Annotated in this window: 10 protein-coding genes; all 10 read right to left on the reverse strand. The window is 68.8% G+C overall.

The genetic code is table 11. The features are described from left to right. Positions 1-365 (reverse strand): peptidoglycan bridge formation protein FemAB (locus HPY83_06405; protein NPV07579.1); only part of this gene is annotated, 365 nt, incomplete at its 3' end. 18 nt (positions 366-383) lie between these two features. After that, on the reverse strand, positions 384-1,418 hold the full coding sequence (locus HPY83_06410) for a GNAT family N-acetyltransferase (protein ID NPV07580.1): 1,035 nt from the start codon (positions 1,416-1,418) through the stop codon (positions 384-386). A 24-nt stretch (positions 1,419-1,442) separates the two neighbouring features. Then, positions 1,443-2,522, reverse strand: coding sequence for a hypothetical protein (locus HPY83_06415; protein NPV07581.1), 1,080 nt, complete (start codon positions 2,520-2,522; stop codon positions 1,443-1,445). A gap of 6 nt (positions 2,523-2,528) precedes the next feature. Further along, positions 2,529-3,791, reverse strand: a complete 1,263-nt coding sequence (locus HPY83_06420; protein ID NPV07582.1) for an MFS transporter — start codon at positions 3,789-3,791, stop codon at positions 2,529-2,531. Further along, positions 3,788-12,676 carry a tetratricopeptide repeat protein gene (locus HPY83_06425; protein NPV07583.1) on the reverse strand — a complete coding sequence of 2,963 codons (8,889 nt, stop codon included), beginning with the start codon at positions 12,674-12,676 and terminating at the stop codon, positions 3,788-3,790. Before HPY83_06425 ends, HPY83_06420 begins: the two co-directional genes overlap by 4 nt. A gap of 88 nt (positions 12,677-12,764) precedes the next feature. After that, the gene (locus HPY83_06430; protein NPV07584.1) at positions 12,765-13,757 is read right to left on the reverse strand and encodes a hypothetical protein; all 993 of its coding nucleotides are present in this window, start codon (positions 13,755-13,757) and stop codon (positions 12,765-12,767) included. Positions 13,758-13,778: 21 nt separating this feature from the next. Further along, complete coding sequence (locus tag HPY83_06435) at positions 13,779-15,380, reverse strand: hypothetical protein (GenBank protein NPV07585.1); 1,602 nt, start codon at positions 15,378-15,380, stop codon at positions 13,779-13,781. A 56-nt stretch (positions 15,381-15,436) separates the two neighbouring features. After that, positions 15,437-16,276: a DUF3473 domain-containing protein gene (locus tag HPY83_06440; protein ID NPV07586.1), complete on the reverse strand. Its 840-nt coding sequence runs from the start codon at positions 16,274-16,276 to the stop codon at positions 15,437-15,439. Positions 16,277-16,278: 2 nt separating this feature from the next. Beyond that, complete coding sequence (locus HPY83_06445; protein ID NPV07587.1) at positions 16,279-18,432, reverse strand: DUF2304 family protein; 2,154 nt, start codon at positions 18,430-18,432, stop codon at positions 16,279-16,281. Continuing rightward, positions 18,350-19,204: a glycosyltransferase family 2 protein gene (locus tag HPY83_06450; GenBank protein NPV07588.1), complete on the reverse strand. Its 855-nt coding sequence runs from the start codon at positions 19,202-19,204 to the stop codon at positions 18,350-18,352. Before HPY83_06450 ends, HPY83_06445 begins: the two co-directional genes overlap by 83 nt. Between the last annotated feature and the right edge of the window lie 8 nt (positions 19,205-19,212).

Here is a 19,212-nt window from a genome sequence, read left to right on the forward strand (position 1 = left end):
AGGTCGGCATCCCAGCGTTCGCGGGAGTCTCGTATGGCCAGGAACAGGGCCCCACTCTCAGCCACCAGGTCCTGTGCCCGTTCCAGCAGCGCCAGCCCTGCCTCTGTAGACTGGGCGCAAATGCCACCGGGTGGAGTGGTGAAGTGATGGCCCTGCAGCAAGCTTCGCACCTCAAACAGCGGCATCACTCCAACGATGCCGCTACTATTGCGGGCGACGAGGTACCTGGGCCGCAACCCATAGCCGTTCCTGATCACCTCCCGCCATCCGAGCAGATGGTGTGGCACCGCCGCCGGGCTTCGACGCACGAACTCGTCCCATTGACCCTCGTCCTCATGGGTCATCTCTCTAACCGTGAGAGACATGCATCCTCCTCGGCTGGTCTATCCAAACGGTATGTGCTTACGCATCACCGGCCCCAAGAGCTCCGTCAGTCTGAGTGGCAATCTGCTCCAGATTCGCATCGCACGCCGCACTAGCGGCCGCGCGTCCGGCTCCACCGAGGCGGGCGGCCTGGCGCCGTCGCACAGGTAGTACTGGTGGTACAGGGGCACGGTGCTGCCTCGCCACTTGAGCTTGAACCGGTGCTGCCCCGAGCCCATCCGGCTGCGTCCCAGGTCCAGGCGGGTCAGCTTGCGCTCGCATACCGTCTCTATCGCTCGCCAGTAGAGGGCATCGTTGGGCCGCAAGTGGTGGTAGCGGCTGAGCGCCGCACCCCAGACCCCCGCCAGGGAGGTGCCCACCCTCAGGGCGAAGTAGCCGCCCACCATCTCCTCGCCCTGCCACGCTCCCAGGAGACATGCCTCTGGCCCCAGCACTTCTACGATGTTCCTCAGCCAAGTCCGGCCGAACACCGGGGTGCCCCTATCCCGGCAGAAACGCGCGAACATGTCATAGAAAGCGTCCAGTTGCTCTAGGCCCTCCCGCACCACTAGCCCGGCGCGCTCCGCCTGGCGCGTATTGGTGCGGACGCTCGAACGCAACTCTCGCCAGATGGGCTTGCACCCATCCCGCAGGTCCACCACCACCGAGCAGTTGCCTCCCACCGTCACCAGGTCCCCATTCCACACCCGCCGGGTGTCCCGGATCACCAGGTACTCCGCTCCCCTCGCCTGCACCAGCTCCATCGCCTTCTGCAGCAACGCCTGGCCCGCTTCTTCGGACTGAGCACACAGCCCTCCCGGCATGGTCGTGAGGTGATGACCCTCCAGAAGGCTCGGCACCTCGATCAGCGGCATCACGCCCTGGACTCCATCCGAATCCCTGGCCATGAGGTAGTGAGAGCGATATCCGTAGGTCCGGCTCATCACCTGCCGCCACCCGAGGAGTTGATGCGGCAACCCATCCGGGCTCCGGTTCACGAACTCGTCCCAGAGCGGCTCGTGCCCCTCCGGGACTTCCACGACCTCCAGCGACACAAACGCCTCCCACAGCTAAATGGCCTACATCTCGCCAACTTCGTTCCGCAGTGTGTCTGTCCGCCATCGGTAGGCTGCCACCACCGGGAGGTGATCCGATCCGGCGCTGTCTCGCAGAACTCGGACAGCGTAGGGAGCCAATCCTCCGCGATGGAACAGGTAGTCCAGCCTCAACACGGGCAGCCCCAGAGGAGCTGGCAGCCCCAGCCCGTGGGGGACGAGCCAGGTGTGCCCAAAGCCACGGCCGGCGGAGCGGAACCCGTCCTCGAACTCATCCACGATGCGGGCGTAGGCTTGGCTGTTCTCGGGGGCGTTGCAGTCACACGCCAGCACCGCCGGCCCCTGCCACTCGTCCAAAGCCCGGCAGATGACCTCGGCCTGCCTGGTCCGCTCGGCCGCCTGCGTCACCAGGTGGTCGGGCCGCAGGCCCACCACGCCGCGCCTCACGCCCACCGGAGTCAGGTGAGCGTTCACCAGTACCACACGGCTTGCCCCCACTTCCACCAGGAGCCTCTGGGCCGACCACGGCCGCAACGGGATTTCCTCCGCTCTCAGCAGCGGGTGGCGGCTGTAGACCGCCAGGCCGGCGTCGAGCAGATAGGACTGGTACGGGTAGATGGCCTTAAGCGTGCGACTCAGAACTACCTCCTGCTCCGGCGACACCTCCTGCAGGGCCAATACGTCGGCCTCCGCTGCCAAATAGACGGCAGCCAGCTCGGGCACGCGCGGATTGCCGTAGCGCACGTTATGGGTGAGCACCAAGAGCGACGGACCGTCGCCGCCTGGGGGTCGAGAGGCGAACTGAGGGCTATAGCGGAGGGCGAAGAGAGCCAATGGCACAGCCAACAGGGGCAAGGCCCGAGCGCCGCCGGACAACCCCAGCCAGGCTGCCAGCAGGGGCGTCAGAGCGAACGGCCAGACGCCGGCATAGTTGAGCACCATGACTGGCAGCACGGCCTCGCCGACAGTCCGACGCAGAACCTGCCAGAGAAGCAGGCCCAGCACGTACAGGACGGTCAGGATCACCGCCGGCGTGGCAGCTGCCCCCGGCGTAGGTCTGATGCCCGCTGTTCCCGCCTTCAGTCCGGCCGCCTCTCGAAGCATCCTCCTTCACTCCACTCGTCGCAGCCCGGGAATGGCCCAGAACAGGGCCAGCGCGAAGAGCCCACAGAGCACCGCCGTGCCCGCCACCGCCACCGGTCCACCCCAGATGTCGGCCGCTGCCCCCGCCAGGAGCGTGCCTACCTGCTGGGAGCCCACGAACAGCAGGCTGTAGAGGCTCATCACTCGCCCACGCATACGGCCGTCCACCAGCGTCTGCACTAGCGAGTTGTCCAGTGCCTGCACTGCCACGAAGGCAGCCCCTGCCGCCGCCAGCACCGGGACGGCCAGCGCCGCCACCGGGCTGAAGGCGAAGGCCACCAGCGCTACGCAGAACAACCCTGTGACCAGAGCCAGCCGCCGGCCCCGAGCCACCGAGGGCAAGGTGGCCACCCAAAGCGAACCCAGCACGGCGCCCACCCCTACCGACGCAGTCAGGAACCCCAGTCCCTTCTCGCCCACGTCCAGCACGTCCCGGGCGAACACCGGCATCAAGTTCAGGAAGGGCGTGCCCAGGAGGCCCACCGCCCCCGCCAACGCCAGCAGACCCATAAGGACGGGTTGGCCCAGCACGTAGCGGTATCCGTCCAGGGTACTGCGGCCCAGCCCACGCGAGTCGGGCGATGCTACCCGGTCCGGTCCCCGCATCAGTAGCAGGGCCACCACCGCCCCCAAGTAAGCCACGCCGTTGACCAGGAAGCACCCGGCCTCGCCCACCTGCGCCAGCAGAAGGCCTCCCAGGGCGGGGCCGAAGGCCCGCGTGCCGTTGAACAGGGAAGAGTTGAGAGCGATGGCATTGGTCAGGTCCTCCGGTCCCACCATCTCCACCACGAACGACTGCCGCGCCGGCTGGTCCAGCGCTCCCAGCACCGCCCACACCATCTCCAGGAGGACGAGGTGCCAGATGCGCACGGCGCCGCTCCAGGTAAGCCCCGCCAGGGCCAGGGCCTGCACCGCGAGGCCGACCTGGGTGAGCAGGATCAGACGTCGCTTGGGCATCCGGTCGATGAGCGCTCCGCCCACCAGCGCCACGGGCAGCGCCGGCAGTACGCCCAGGAAGGATACGTACCCCAGAGCGAAGGCCGAGTCGGTGAGCCGCAGCACCAGCCATCCGCGGGCCACCACCCGCATCCACATGCCGGTGAGGGAGAGAGCCTGCCCCAGCCAGAAGAGCCGGAAGTCCCGGTGCGCCAGCGAGCGAAAGGCACCTCCACGCTGTCCGCTCGCCGCGGCGGCGGCTGCCTGGGAGTGGCCCGCACCTGGGTACCTCATGGCGCCACCACCTTCACCCTGACCTCAGCGTAAGGCGGATAGTTGCCAGTGCTGTCCACCGCCGTCAGCCGCAAGATGTACTCGCCCGGAGCCAGCGTGCCCGTGCTCCAAACCGCCAGCACCCCACCCTCGACCTGCCGGTCCGACTGATGTATCACGGTCCACGCCCCAGGAGTGTCGGCTGGGGCGCACTCCAGCTTGTAGTAGGCGAAGTCGGCGATGGCCGCCGTGCCCAGCACCTCCACCTTTCCGCTCAGGCTCTGGCCCGCCACAGGGGCAACGATCTGCACCGCTCGCTGCTGGCGACTCATCTCGTCGAGCCGGGCCCGGACGTCTTCGGCGGCGGCTCCACTCCCTCCCAGGCTGAGGAACCTCCGATAGCTGGCCTCGGCAGCGGCGAAGTCCCACTGCTCCTGGTAGACGTGGCCCAGGCGGCGGTGGGCCTCGGCGTAGTCAGGAGCCAGCGCCGCCGCGGCCGCGTACTCGCGCAACGCCTCCGCTCGCTGACCGGACCACTGGTACACCAGCCCCAACGCCATGCGCACCCACAGCGATTGGGGCTGCGACTGAGCCATCCCCTGCAGCCTGGCTAACGCCGACGGCAACCCCACACTGCGCCGGTAGGCCCGCACCAGTTGGTCGTACAGGTCGCTCTGTCGGGGCTCCAGAGCGAGGGCCCGCTCGTAGCTCTCTACGGCCGCCGTGGGCTCGTCCAGGCGGGCGGACTGCAGGTTGCCCAGCGCCACGTACGCCGCCGCCAGCGTCGGCTCCGCGGCCACGGCCCGCCGGTAGGATTCCTCCGCCGCCGCCATCTCCCCCAGCCCCAGCAGCACGTCGCCCCGGAGCAGCAGAGCCATTCCAGACGAAGGATCCGCCGCCAAGGCCGCTTCAACGAGCGATCGGGCGCCGGCGAAGTCGCCGGCGCTGACCAGGACTCGAGCCAGGCCCAGGCTGATGCCCGGGTCACCGGGCCGAAGGGCCAGGGCCTGCCTGTAGGACTGCTCGGCCGCCCGTGGGTCCCCTAGTTGTACCTGCAGCTGGGCCAGAAGCACGTAAGGGGTGGGATCGGTGGGGTCGTAAGAAGCGGCGCGGCGGTAGGCGGCCGCTGCCGCCTCCCAGTTGGAGTTCAGCTGGTACGCCTGCCCTAGCTTCATCTGGGCCGCGGCGCTGGGGGGCGCCAGCTTCTCATAGCGCTGGTAGGCCACCAGCGCCTCCGCGTACCGGCCCAGAGCCCGCTGCACGTCTCCCAGCGTGAGATAGGCACTGGCGTTCTCTGGGTCGAGCGCCACCGCCCGCTGGACGCTTCTCAAGGCTGCCTCGTGCTGACCCAGAGCACTGTTCACCTGGGCGTGCACCAGCAGCGCCGATGCCGAGTCGGGCGCCTTGTCCAGCGCCTGCTCCACCCAGGCGAGTGCCTTCGTCAGCTCTCCCTGGGACAGAGCCAGTTGGGCGAAGGCCACTAGCACTGAGGGCGACTCGGGCTCCCGCCTTCTCGCCTCCTCCAGCGCCGATCGGGCCTTATCCCGCAGGCCCTGCCCCTGGTGGACCGCGGCGAGCGCCAGCCAGGGCTCGGCGCTGGTCGGGTTGGCCACCGCGGCCGCCTGGAGGGCGGCGACGGCTGACAGGGGATAGCCCAGAGCCTGCTCACAGCGCCCCTCGCCCATGAGGCCCCCATACGACTTGGGGTCAAGGCGGAGGGCCTGGCGGTACTGCGTGCGGGCGAGAGGGACGTCGCCCTTCCGGTAGAGCACGTCGCCGAGAACCACCCAGGCCTCGGGCGAGCCGGCATCCGTCTGCACCGCCCTCTCTGCCGCCCGGTGAGCGTCGTCCTCCAAGCCCGCTGACAAGTAGGCGCGCGCGACCTGCACCCGCACCTCGCTCCCGTCCCGGGCGGTGGCCTCGGCCTGGGCAAACGCCTCCCGCGCCCGATCGGGACGATCCAATGCCAACCACGCCTGACCCAGCCCCAGGTGTGCCGAAGCCAACTCGGGGTCCGCGGCCAGGGCGGCTTCATAGGCCTGGATCGCCTCGCCCGCCCGCCCCTGGAGGCGGTAGGCGTCACCCAGCGCCGCCCTCAGCCCGGCCCCGTCCGGGTAACGCGACAGGGCCTCGAGCAACAGCGCCTCCGCCTGCTCGGGCTGCTGCGCCGCCAGGTAGGCCCCCGCCCAGTGGAGGTACCCCGTGGTGCCGTCGTACACCAGCGTCAGGTAACTCCGATACTGCTCAGCGGCGGCCTCCAGGTCGCCCCGGTCCCGGTACAGGTCACCGAGGGCCAGTCGAGCCGCGGCCGACCCTGGCTCCACCGCCAGGGCCCGGAGCAGACTGCGCTCAGCCTCCGTCCACTGCCCCTGAGCTGCCAACGTCCCCGCCAGCCCGACGTGCCCGGCCGCGCTGCCCGGCTCGCGCCTTGTCGCCTCTCGGTAGGCTGCTTCTGCCTCACCCCAGCTGCCGTTGGCTGCCTCCAGCCGTCCCAGCGCCAGCCAGGGCCTGGGGTCAGCAGGAGCCAACCCGGCGGCCGCCTCAAACTGGGCCCGGGCCTCGCTCCCCTGCCCGAGGGTCAGGTACACTTCGCCTCGGGCCAGACGTACGTCAGCCGAGCGCGGTTGAAGGGCCTGGGCCCGATCCAGGTCGGCAAGAGCTCCCTCAGCATCGCCGCTCTGAAGCAGGATCAGCGCCCGGCCGGCGAGGGCCGTCGCCGACTTGGGATGCGCCTCGACGGCGGAGGAGGCGATCCGCACCGCTTCCTGTACGTCACCCTGGGCCAGGCGCAGGTTCGCCAGGGCTAGGAGTGCGGGCTCCTCCGAGGGCGCGTCCTCCAGAAGACGGGCCACCACCGCTTCCGCCTCGCCCGGGGCGCCGCTGTCGGCGAGGGCCCGCACCAGCGCCAGCCTTGCGATGGTCGAGGAGGGATCGGCGATCAGGGCACTCTGGTAGGCCGCCATGGCGCGGTCCAACTGCCCCAAGTGACGGTAGGCGTCCCCCAAAGCCACATGGGTCTCGACGGATTCGGGTCTGATGGCCAGGGCCTCCTGATAGGCACTGATGGCCTCCTCGGGCCGGCCCAACCGCAGCCGAAGCTGCCCAATCCTCAGCCATCCCGACGCGTCACTGGGCGCGGCGGACACGGCCCGCCAGTAAGCCCTTGCTGCCCCGTCGAAGTCGAGCCTCCGCAGCAAGAGATCGCCCAGAGCGACTTCCGGAGCCGCCAGGTGGCGATGCAGAGCCACCGCCCGGCGAAACGTATCCTCGGCTTGGTCCAAGAGCCCCAAGTCCGTCTGCGCCTTCCCCAGGGCCAGCAGCAACTCGGGGTCCCCCGGGCTGGCATGCAGACCCTGGCGATAGGCCGTTATCGCCCACGCCGGTCCCCGCTCCGTCAGCCACACGTTGCCCAGGGCCAGCCAGGCGGAGGCTACACCCGGGCGGGCGAGAGTCACAGCGCGGAAGGCCTCTTCCGCCGCCTCGACCTCCCCCGCCTCGAACAGAGCCTGGCCCAGTGCCAGTGCCACCTCGCTCGACCCGCTGTGGGCCGTCAGGGCCTGAGTCAGGGTCGCGACCGCCTCCGGAGCGTGCTCCGCGGCGCGCTGCACCGCCGCCAGGGCCACCTGCGCCTCCGCGCTGCCCGGGTACAGCTCCAGCAGCCTGCGAGCGGCTGCCTCCGCCTCCCCCAGCTGCCCACCGGCCAGCCAGGCGCGGGACAGGCTGAGGTGTGCCGGCAGATAGCCAGGCTCCAGCGCCAGAGCCGCTTCGTACTCGGCGACAGCCTGCTGCGGGTTGCCGGCCGCCAGCAGATGGTCGCCCACGGCCACTCGGACGGCGGCCGATCCAGGATTGGCGGTCACGGCGGTCCGGACCGTCTCATTGGCCTGGACCCGGTCTCCCAGCCTGGCCAGAGCCGCGGCCACGGCAGCGTGCGCCTCCGGCTGGGAGGGGTTCAGCTGGGCCGCCTGGCTGTACTGAAGCAGCGCCTCCAGGGGGCGGCCCTCGCGCTCCAAGAGTCCGCCCAGGCCTAGACGTGCCTTTAGGTCGGACGGGGCTACGCTCAGGGCCCGCTCGTAGGCGTTGCGCGCGGCCTGATAGTCGCCCCGCCGTTCCTGCGCCTCGGCCAGTGCCACCCATCCCTCGGCGAAACCGGGGAAGCGTTCGGTCGCGCCTTCGAGAACCGCCAGCTCTCGGTCCCACTGCCCCGCCTCTTTCAGCATCCGTGCCCGAGCCAGGAGCACGTCCAGTTGGGGACGGATGCCGTCAGCCAGATCGAGGATGGCGGCGGCCCTGTCGTCCCTGCCCTGGAGGCGAAGCAGCTCGTGCAGCGCCAGATAGGCGCTGGACTCTCCCGCGTTCCGAGACATGGCCTCGCGGAGCAGTCCCTCGGCCGATTCGGGGTCACCGATGAGCAGGTACATCTCGGCCTGGGGCACCAGCCCGGCAAGGCCGAACGGATCGGCCACGGCGGCAGCCCGGTAGGCGTCCAGCGCCTGGCCTGTCTGCCCCTGGCTCCGGAGCAGGTCGCCCAGCCTCAGCCACGCCTCGGGATTGCCGCGGTTAAGGTCAGTGGCCCGAGAGTAGGCCTCCAGCGCCTCACCCATGCGCCCCTGCAGTCTGAGGGCGTCGCCCAAGGCCACGGCGGCGTCCGCCCACCCGGGGGCCAGCGCCACCGCCCGACGGGCGGCCTCCTCTGCCTCTGCGGGCCGACCAAGATTAGCGTAGGTGCGGCTGAGAGCCAGGTTGAGGTCGAGGTTGCCGGGCGAGCGACTGAGAGCCTCCCGTAGCACGTTCAGGGCATCTTCGGGCCGGCCCAGGGACCGGTAACCCTCGGCGAGGGCCACCTGAGCCTGGGAATCTCCCAGGTTCCTGCGGGCCGCCTGCTGGAGCTGCTCCAACCCCTCCAAGGGTCGCCCCAGAGCCGAGAGGGCCCGCCCCAGGCCCACCCGGGCCGCCGTGGAGCTGGGGTCCAGCTCGATAGCCCGGGTGTAGGTGTCGGCGGCGGCCTCAAACTGAGCCCGACGGTAGTAGGCATCGGCCAGGAAGGCCAGGGCAGTGGACGACGTGGGATCGGCCTCGGCCACCAGCAGGTACTGGTCCAGGGCTTCGTCGTACAGGCCCCGGGCCTCGTATACCTGGGCCAGCGCCACTCGGCCGGCCTCGTACGCTCCGCTCGGAAGCAGAGACTGCAATCGCTGGCGGGCCAGCATTGCCGTATCCCTTTGCCCGTCGTCGGGCCCGTCTCCGGAGGCGGCCACTAGCGCCTCTCCGGATAGCGCCTGCAGCCTGCCCGCGATCGACGCCGGCCCTAGCGCCAATCCGCCCCCTTGCCCTCCCGCAGTCCCCAGGCTGAGCGCCAGCTGGTACTGAGCCAGGGCATCGGCCTGCCTGCCCATGGCGGCGTAGGCCTGGGCCAGGCTCCGGTAGCCTCCGATGAAGTCGGGACGGACCGTGACCGCCTGTTGGTAGTAGCCGATGGCCTGCTGCCGGTCGCCCAGCAACTCGTAGGCCCGCCCCAGGGCGATGTTGGTCTGGCTGGAACGCGGAGCGTAGCGCTGCGCCGCCTGGAAGGCGCTCAAGGAAGCCGTAGGGTGCCCCAGCTCGTAGTGCGCCTGAGCCAGGGCCAGGTAGGTGAAAGCGTTCTCGGGCTCCAACTCCAGCGCCTGCCGATAGGCGCCGATGGCCTCCACCCAGGAAGCCTGCCGCGACAAGAGGTTGCCCATGGCGTACCAGGCCGCAGCCGAACCGGGCTCGACTTCCAGCGCCAACCGATAGTACGACCCGGCCTCCTCCGTTTGACCCCGGTCCTCGTACAGGCCGGCGAGCATCAAGTAACCCTCAGCTCGGAACGGGGCCCGTTCCACGGCCCGTCGAGCGGCTGACAACGCCTCTTCGTAGCGCAAGTGGCGCCGGTGATACAGAGCCAGGAACAGATAGCCGGCGGTCTCCTCCGGATCGCGGGCGATGGCGGCCTCGATAGTGGCCTCGGCCTCCTCCGGGTGCCCCCCCTCCTCGTACAGCATGCTGAGCGCCAGGTACACCGGCTGCGCCGGCTCCGCCTTGAGGTCGGCCACTAGGATTGCCCGTTGGTAGGCGGACTCAGCCGCGTCCGGCCCCTGGTCCAGCCTGAGCGCCTCAGCCAGCTTCACCCACAGATCGGTACGCCACGGGGCCAGTCGAGCCGCCTGACGGAAGGCGGCGACGGCCTCGTCGTACCGGTGCCTAGCCATGAGGTTGCCGCCCAGGGTGCTCCAGTTGGCGGCGGTCGGAGCAGCTTCCACCGCCTTCTTGAACGCCTCTCCCGCGCGGTCGTGTATGCGCCGGCTTTGCCACAGCTTGCCCACAGTGAGGTAGTAAGCACTGCTTCCCGGCCGATGAACCAGCCCGACGGCCGCCTCGTAGGCTGCTGCCGCCTCCCCCAGCCTGCCAGCGAAGAGGTAGGCGTCCCCTAGCCGCAGGCGCAGGTACGATACCTGGGGCGCCTCGGCGACCGCCCGCTGCCAGGCGAGCAGGGCCTCCCCCGGCCTGGCGTCCGCCTCATACGCTAGGGCGGCGGCGGCGCACAGGCATTCGTCTGCCTTGCCCCTTATCACCGGCTCCAGAAGGGCCACCGCCTCAGTGGGTCGGTTCCGAATCTGCCACGTCTCCGCCAGCCCCATCAGCGCCAGCCGGTCCTCTGGGTCGGCCTCCAGCGCCCGGGTGTAGGCCAGCTCCGCGCCCTCCCAGTCTCGGCTCTCCAGTAGGGTGTTGGCAGCGATGGCGCCGTGCTCCTCCGGCGGAGATTCCACCCGGAACAGGCGATAGCGATCATCGCGCGCCACTTCGGTATAGGGCTCACCGGCGTGGCGGAATTGGCAGCTAAGAGGGTGATCGTCGGGCAGCAACACGTAACGCACCGGGTACCGGCGCAGTATGTCCACCACCTGGGCGTCTAGCTTCTCGGCCCGGTTGAATGTGTCCAGGTCGCGAATGCGCTGCAGGGCCTCGTCCTGTCGCTCGGCGGGGAACTCCTCGCTGGTGTTGGTAGCTCGATAGGCGACCAGATCCGGCTTGCCCACATAGGCGGGTACTATCAGGTTGGTGGCGTAATCGGCTATGAGCACGCTGTCCCGATCGGGGGCGCCGCGGAGGTAGTCGAAGATCAGAGTGGGCGCGTCTATCCTCACCTTGTCGGTGAGCAGCTCCTGGCTGTAGGCGCGCAGCAGCGGCAGGAGCACCAAACTAAGCCCGGCCAGGAAGAGTGATGGGCCCGCTTGTCTGGCTAAGGTCGCCCATCGGCCCGGCAGCCGGCCGAACAGGGCCGCCGCGCCGCGGTATACGACGTACCCCGGAATCAGAGTGACCGGGAGGGGCCATGCCATGCGGTTCACCTGCCAGGGCGTCACCGCTCGTCCCACCAGGGGAGTGATGAGGGGGCTGAACCCGAGCACCAGGTAGGCGAGGGTAATTGCCAAGAGGTACCGGGCCAGGTGATCCCGGCGGAAGAGAGGCAATAGGGGCACCATGGCCAGCGCCAGCACCGGCACCACGTCCAGCAACAGGCCAGGGTGAGCCATGTAGCGGTCGTCAGCCAGTATGAGGAGCTTGCGCGAATTGAGCTGGCTCCAGAGCCGGGTCAGCATGAATGGGTTCTCGTCGCCCATCGTGGAATCGAGCACCGACGGCCTCGCCCCCGGCATCTTGAGGGTCTCCGTCCACACGTAGGGCAGCACCGGGGCCGGCCCGGAGACCACCGGCAGGTCTACGAACGTCTCCGGGAAGAGGTAGCCCTCCCGCGTCTCCTGGGTGGTCTGCCGCTGGAACAAGGGCACCACCATCGTGGCCGCTACCACCACCGCTAGCGCCGCCGCCCTAGCCAGGTTCTTGAGCTTCTCCCTTTCCCAGAGCCAGTGGATCCCAGCGAAGGACATCGTTCCCACGGCGAAGAAGAGCACGTCCAGGGGGTGCACCACGGCCATGCCCAGGCCCACTAGGGCGGCGCAGGCTATCTGCCGGGGCCCGCCCCCCCTGAGCCAGCGGGCCGCGAAGGTCATGCCCACTGGCAAGGGAATCAGAAGCATGGCGAACTTGTCCGAGGCGATGCGCCGGAACAGCATGTACGACCAGATGTTGCGGTGGAAGGGGTTGGCCAGGAGGATAACGAAGTGGACTAGCACCAGGAACAGGGCCAACCGACGGTTGCCCGACAAGTGCCGGAGCAAAGTGTACAGGGCGAAGAGGGACACCACTCCCAGGAGGGGGGTGAAGTAGCCATGCACGAAGGCTACCGGGTCCAGGCCCCCTAGGCGGGCGGCGAAGCCGGTGAGCAGCAGCCAGGGGTTGAACGCCGTCCTGGGCGAAGCAGACAAGCCGGCCCCGAACAGAGGCTCCTCCACCCCGATCCGGTCGGCATCCATCACATCCCGGACCAGAGCCATCATGGCTAGGAGGTCCCCGTCCACTCGCCCCTGCACTCCACCATGCGAGGACAGGGGGAACAGGCTGAGGGCAGCCACCAGGACCAGGCCAGCCAGCACCGCGTTGCCCCAGCCATCGAAGCGCAGCGCCGCCGCTCCTGTGGTGATGCCGGCCACCCTTCGCGATAGATCCAGCAGCACCAGAGTGGCCACCAGGCCGGCGAAGACGGCAGTGTACGCCGCCACGCTCCCATGCAGGAACATGACTACGAAGGCGGGGATGCCGGCCAATGCCAGGCTGAAGGCGAAGGCGTAGCTCAGCCGCTCCATGTTGCCGGCCGCTTCCTCTCCAGGCAGTACGAGAGGGAGCAGGAGCAGCCCCGGGGCCAGGAACACGGCTGAGAAGCCCACCGCAGCCCGCAGGACGCCGGGCACCCCCAGCCACGAAGGCCACACCGAGGCCAGCAGAAGAGCCGACCCCAGGGCCACCAGAGCTGCCCACGGGCCCACCCAAGCTGGCCTCCGGCCCGGGGCCTCGGTGCCCCGCCGCACCAGCGGCAACCCTTCTGCACGCGGCTTGGACGTCATGCTCCCCCGGCTAGCGGCCCAGCAAGGCTACGAATTCGCGCACTCGGTCGGTCTCCGGAGGGGTGTAGGTGATCCACACCCCGTCTATCAGGTCGCTCACGGCCTGGACGCAGCGCAACATGGCCTCGATGTCCTGCTCCTGACCCTTGGGGCTAGGCGACACGTCCAGAAACAGAGTCACAGCGGGATTGGCGCGGCGGAGGGTGAGGAACAGATCCCGCATCGTGGCGGCATACTCCTCCGGAGAGAGTCGCGCTTGGTAGGCCTTCGCCTGGGGCATGTAGATGTCGACGAGCGGCGCCAACTGGGCCCCGTACTTCTCGTTGAACGGCCGCGAGGGCCCTATGGCCAGCTTCAGCCCCCGCGAATGAGCGATCTCTCGGGCCCGGGCCACCGCCGCTACCGGATCCTCCTGCTCGGCAGCGGAGGTTGCCTCCCAGGTCTCCAAGTCGTAGCCCAGATAGGCGACTTCCACCGGCAGCCGATCCAGCAGTTCCTCCAGGCCCTCCAACGTGGGGGTCATGAACATTCGGTTCTGCACCGGTATGTTGTGGAAGGCCGCCCGCACCCTGGCCGCGTTGGCCAGGTAGCCAAAGGCGAATATGTCTCCCTCCCGACCCAGGGAAGCAGGGAACTCACCCTCGAACACCTTCATCCCCAGCGCCAGCCGTTCCAGCTCGGGCGGGGGTGAGGCGTAGGCAGCCAATGCAGTAGCAGTCGGGATGGGGACCGTGGGAGTGGCGGTCTCAGGCATAGACGTGGTGGAAGCGGCCGTGGGCGAGGCAGTGGCAGTGGGAACGGCCCCCAGTGGCGCGGTGCTGGTGGCTGCAACTTGGCTTCGCAGCGGGCCAGCAGTGGCCGTCGGGACGGCCTTCGGCGGTGTGGCGGTGGCGGTCGCTGAAGGCGCGGCCAGCGGAGCGGGTCCGCGCCCTCCGCAGGCGGCCGCCAGCAGCAGGGCCAGGCACACTGCCCCCGCGCGTACATCAATCCCCGCCCGCCTCATGCTAATGCTCCTCTGTCCGGTTCACAGGTACCCCAGGTCACGCAGCCTCGACCCCACGATCTCCTCGTACTCTTCGTCCGTCTCTGGCGCGCCGCGACCTCTCAGGGGCGGCTGCCGATAGACGGGGCGCTCAGCCGGGGCGGACCCCGCCTCCAGGGCGCCCTGAAGCACTTGGCCGTCCATGTCCTCGGGCACGGCCACTCCGGCCAGGTGGAGGAGGGTGGGCGCCAAGTCCACGATGCGAGCCCCCTCCAGCCGGTGCCCGGCCCGAATGCCCTCCCCGGCCAGGATGAACAGGCCCTGGTAGCGGTTGTTCCCTTTCCAGCGCCAGCTGCGGGCGAAGACCTCCGCCTGCCCCAGGCCAGCCCGGTTGTGATAAGCGTCCTCGTCCAGCACCACCAGGTCAGGGGCCTGATCCAGGTGACTCCCCGAGTAGATCTCCTCCCGCCGGAAGACCCGCCGTACCACCGGTGTCCCGGTGTCGGGATCCAGCAACTTCCCCAATCTCTCGATCAACTCCTCCCGCAGCCGCTCGTACTCCTCTCCCTCGCCCACCAGACCTCGATTTATGTAGACGGGACCCTGGGGCAGGGCGAAAGCTCGGGTGCGGCTCCAATCCACTCGGTCCACGGCGGACTGGTTCCCGTACTCGCCGAACCCGCCGGTGCTCTGGGGCAACATGCTGCCGTAGCGGACCAGCGTCTCGTAGGAGAACAGGCGCGTTAGCCCCAGGCCCTGCACCAGCCGGCCCACTCGAGACCGGTTGATGCCCAGCCGGGGGAGAATGTCCAGCGGGTGGAAGCGGGTGTGTAGGTAGCCGTTCTGCCGCAACCACACGTTGAGGAAGTAGGCCTTGCGCACCGGCTCGGTGCCGTGGTCGGAGAGAATGAGAGTGTAGTCGAACCGCGGCACCAGGCGGCCCAGCCACCGGTCCACCGTCTGCCACGCCTCGAGGGTAGAGCGCCCGTCGTAGAAGAAGTGCTGCAATCGGTTGATGTCGAAGCTGGTTACGCACAGGAACGGCACCGGGTCCCGGTCGAGCAGGTACTCGCCGGCGGCGAAGGTGCGGTCCACCGTGTCCAGGATCTCCCGCACCAAGGGACTGTCCTCCCCGCCTTCCTGCAGGTCGCCCTTGATCACCGGCCGGTATCCCACGGCCCGGCGCAGCTCGGGCTCCAGATGGGCGGGGTAGGTGTAGCCCTCCTCGCCGGCGCTGGGGCCGCCGCACACCATGAACCCGTCCAGCGGCTGGGGGGGATAGGTGTCCGGCATGCCCACCACCCCGGCCCTGTAGCCAGCCGCGTTGAGGTAGTGCCAGAGATCGGCAGAGTCGACGTCGGCAGCACTGGGGGTGATCACCCGCCGGCTGCGGACGTCCAGCTGCTGATGCCAGAACACCCCTAGCTTGCCCGGCCCCTTGCCGGTGGAGAAGGCCCGCCAGGCGGGCATGGTGACTGGCGGGATAGAGCTGGCCAGCTCGCCACTGGTGCCGCCCTCGATGAGAGCTCGCAGGTGAGGCAGGCGTCCCTCATCCAGCCACCTACCGATGAGGTTGAAGGAAGCCCCATCCAGGCCCACGGCCAGGATGCAGGGTCTGTCGCGGTCGTTCGTCGCATCAGCCAAGTCATTCTCCTCTCTATCCCGGCACCAGCGGTCCTGCGCGGTGGGCCCTCGAATGGTCACACGGTGTCCAGCAGTTCCTCCAGTGGGCCCAGCCGGAAGTCGTCCAGCAGCCGCTCCAGCTTGGGCCGCAAGGTGCGCCGGCCGTGGCGGTGAGTGATCCGCTCTCTAGGCGTCACTGGATGGTCGGGTTGGGCCAGGTCCAGCTCCCAGGGGTGCAGGTACAGCACTATGGGTAGCCCCTCGTCCACGATCCGGCGTAGCGCCCAGCGGACCAGCGGGTAGGGCCACAGCCTGAGGTAGAACCCACCTCCTACCGGCAGCCGGGTCGGGCCTAGCCTCAGCGTCGAGATGGGAAACTCGACCAACCCGCCATTGCCACCCACTCGATGCGGTGCGCGGGGTGCTCCCGGATAGCCATACAACCGCGAACGGGCGGGGAACACGCTGCTGTCGTAGCTCAGGCCCCGGCTGCGGATGATCTCAAAGGCCCAGGAAGTGCTGCCGTTGAGGGAGAAGTAGGGCGCCCGGTGACCGAGTATCTCTCGCCCGGCCGCCTCGCGCACGGCCTCCAGGCCACGGTCCAACTCCTCCCCGAACTCCATCGGCGTCATCCGAGTAAGGAAGCGGTGCCGGTAGCCGTGAACGCCGACCTCGTGTCCGGCCTCCACCACCCTGCGGATCAGATCCGGGTGCCTTTCCGCCACCGCCCCCAGGACGAAGAACGTGGCCCGGACCTCCCGCTGCGCGAGCAGGCCGAGGAGCTGTTCCGTGGCCGGCACCACCCGGCTCCCCAGGTGCGGCCACAGGTCCACGCGGGGATTGGTGCTCGTCAGCCCCTGGAACCACTCCTCCAGGTCCACCGTGAGAGCCCCTTGGATGTCGCCAGAACCGGGCATGCCTACCCCACGTATCCAAGGTTGCGCAGGCGCTCGGCCAGGGCCTGTTCCTCCTCTTCAGTGAGAGTGCCCTCGGAGCCGGCTTGGCCCTCCTGGGCTTCAGGGCGCCACTCCACCCTCTCCGCAGGGACCGGCTGAGGCTGGAAGCCCTCCGTGATGGCATCCCGGAGCACTTGCCCGTCCATGTGCCCCGGCACCGGCTCGCCCATCAGGTGCATGATGGTGGGCGCCAGGTCAACGATGCGGGCCCCCTCGATCCGGGCCCCGGCTCTGATGCCGCGCCCAAACGCCAGGAACACCCCGTCCATCCGGTGCGTGCCCGATATTCCGTGTCGGACCGGGTCAATAGTCCGGTTGCTGCCGAACTCGTACTCGCCGAAACCGAAGTACTCCAGCCTCCGGGGGATGAACAAGATGTCCGGCGCCCGGTCGGCCCGGTGGCCGGCGTAGATCTCCTCCCGGCGGTACACCGCCTCCACCACCTCTTCGCCGGTGTCGGGATCGCGCAGTTGCCCCAGTCGGGCGATCACGTCGTCGCGGACGCGCTCGTACTCCTCTCCGGGCGCCACGCACCCCTGAGGCTCCCGCCCGGCCAAGTTGATGTTGACCTGGCCCACGTTGCCCACCGAGTAGGCCACGGTGCGGCTCCAGTCCACGTCCTCCAGAGAGAGAAACAGCGCCTTCATCAATCCCTGCCCCTGGCCCCGGACCACCTCTCGCTTTAGGCCACCCAGCCCCAGCCGCATCATCAGGTCGTAGGCGTTCATGGGAGTGAGCCCGTGACGGAACAGGGCCGCCTTAGCCCGCGCGTTCCAGGATGAGCGCACCTGCAGGAGACCCGACTCCATCAGCCAGTTGTTGACGTGGATGAACTTGTGGAAAGGACCTAGGCCGTGGTCCGACATGATGATCAGGGTGGTGTCCTCATCCAGCGTCTCCAGCAGGTGGCCTAAATAGCCATCTACCTGGCGGTAGTAGTCCCGAATGGCGTCCCCATATCGGGCTCTCTTGGCTGGGTCGTGCCTGGGATGGGCGGGGTCCATGTAGCGCCACATGGCATGCCCCACTGTGTCGGTCCCGTTGAAGACGACCATGGCGAAGTCCCAGTCTTCCCGTTCCCGGAGGTAGTCGAAGGTGCGACCTCTCAAGTGGGCGGCCCGGTGTAACCTCTCTAGGAAGGCATCCACCCCGGAATCGGAATACGCCTGGCCCGGGTCCGGGTAGAGGATATAGTCACCCACCTCCTGCACTATCTCGTCGTAGAGGCCCCTGGGGTAGGTGATGGGCACGGCGGTGCTGGGCGCCGGCATGCCCGAGACCAGCGCCCCATTGACGGGGGTGGGGGGATAGGTCATGGGCACGTTGAGCACACACACCCGCCTGCCGGCCTCACTGAGCAGGGAGTAGATGGTAGGTGCAGCGCAATCGAGCGCCGTCACCGGGGCGAACCGGTAGGAGCCTTCCCGCCGGGCGATCCAGTCGTAGAGCCCGTGCCTCCCCGGGTTGGTGCCGGTGGCAAAGGAAGTCCAGGCGGGGGCCGTCATGGGCGGGATGGTGCTGCGCAGCGGTCCGTGAGCCCCTCCCTCCAGGATGCGGGCCAACGCGGGAAGGGCGCCGTCAGCCGCCCAGGGCCGGATCAGGTCGAAGGTGGCTCCGTCCAGCCCCACCACCAACACCCGCCCCCGCCCGGAGGAATGACTCGAGAGCGCCGGCCGAGGGAGGACGATTCGCCGCCTCTGCTCCGCCTCCTCCGCGGACTCGACCGCCAAGCCCTCCTCGCCGGGCAGGTCCACGTCTTCGCCTAACACCCTGGCCTGTACCTGGCGCACCTGCCACTCCAGCAGCGTCACGGCCTGGGCCAGGTCCCGGACCCGGTCCGTCAGCCCGGTCATAACCACGCTGTGCGACATCAGGATGGCGAGGGCGAAGAGCAGGCCGAAGACCAGAACCAGGGTCGGCGGATAGGAAACGCCGAAGAGGGCGGCCAGGAACAGCGAGATGCCGCCGAAGACGGAGAGCAGGAGGATGGCCCCGCTGGCGGCCAGCCAAAGCAGGGCATACTCCTCGCGCAGCTTACGCCTGCGGACGAATTGAACGGTTACCATCACCAGCGCCAAGCTGATAACGATAGCGGTGAGGCGCTGCTCTACGTGCATGGGTTCCCCCTTGCTCCACCCTGGGTATGTGCTTGACGGCGGTTAACAACACAGCCACTGACACTTTCAGAGCGTAATAGACGGAACGCCAGCTCCCTATGGAGCTGACCCCGGCCAGGCGTTCCTGCATCCTCACCGGCACTTCCTCGGTGGTGAGGCCGGCGCCGTGCAGGATGACGCGGCTCTCCACTTCGGGGTAGTCCTGGGGCATGTAACGGGCCAGCACCTCGACGGCGCGCCGGTTCATTGCGGTCAGGCCGGAGGTGGTGTCGGTGGCCTTGCGGCGGGTCAGTAGTGACACCTCCGCCGAGAAGACCCTGATGCCCAGCCGGCGTAGGGCCGGGATCTTCATGTCCGCACCCCCGTCCAGGAAGCGCGACCCGACGGCCACGTCCGTCCGTCCCTCCACCACCGGGGCCAACACCGAGGCTAGGTAGCGCGGGTCGTGCTGGCCGTCTCCGTCCATCCGCAGCACGTAGTCGTAGTGCATGCGCCGGGCGAATTTCAGCCCGGTCTGCACCGTGCCCCCGATCCCCAGGTTGAACGGGTGGCGCACCACGAAGGCTCCCGCCGAACGGGCCACTACCGCCGTACCATCGGCGGAGCCGTCGTCCACCACCAGTACGTCTGCACCCGGGAGAGCCTTGCGGGCGTCCCGCACCACCCCAGCTATGCAGGCCTCTTCGTTGTAGGCCGGGATGATGATGAGTAGCGAGCCGGGAGGCCATCGCCGGCGAACTCCGCTGGCCCTCGGATACTCAGCCACTTCCATTCTAGGTC

The sequence above is a fragment of the Anaerolineae bacterium genome (assembly GCA_013178015.1).
Taxonomy (GTDB): domain Bacteria; phylum Chloroflexota; class Anaerolineae; order DRVO01; family DRVO01; genus Ch71.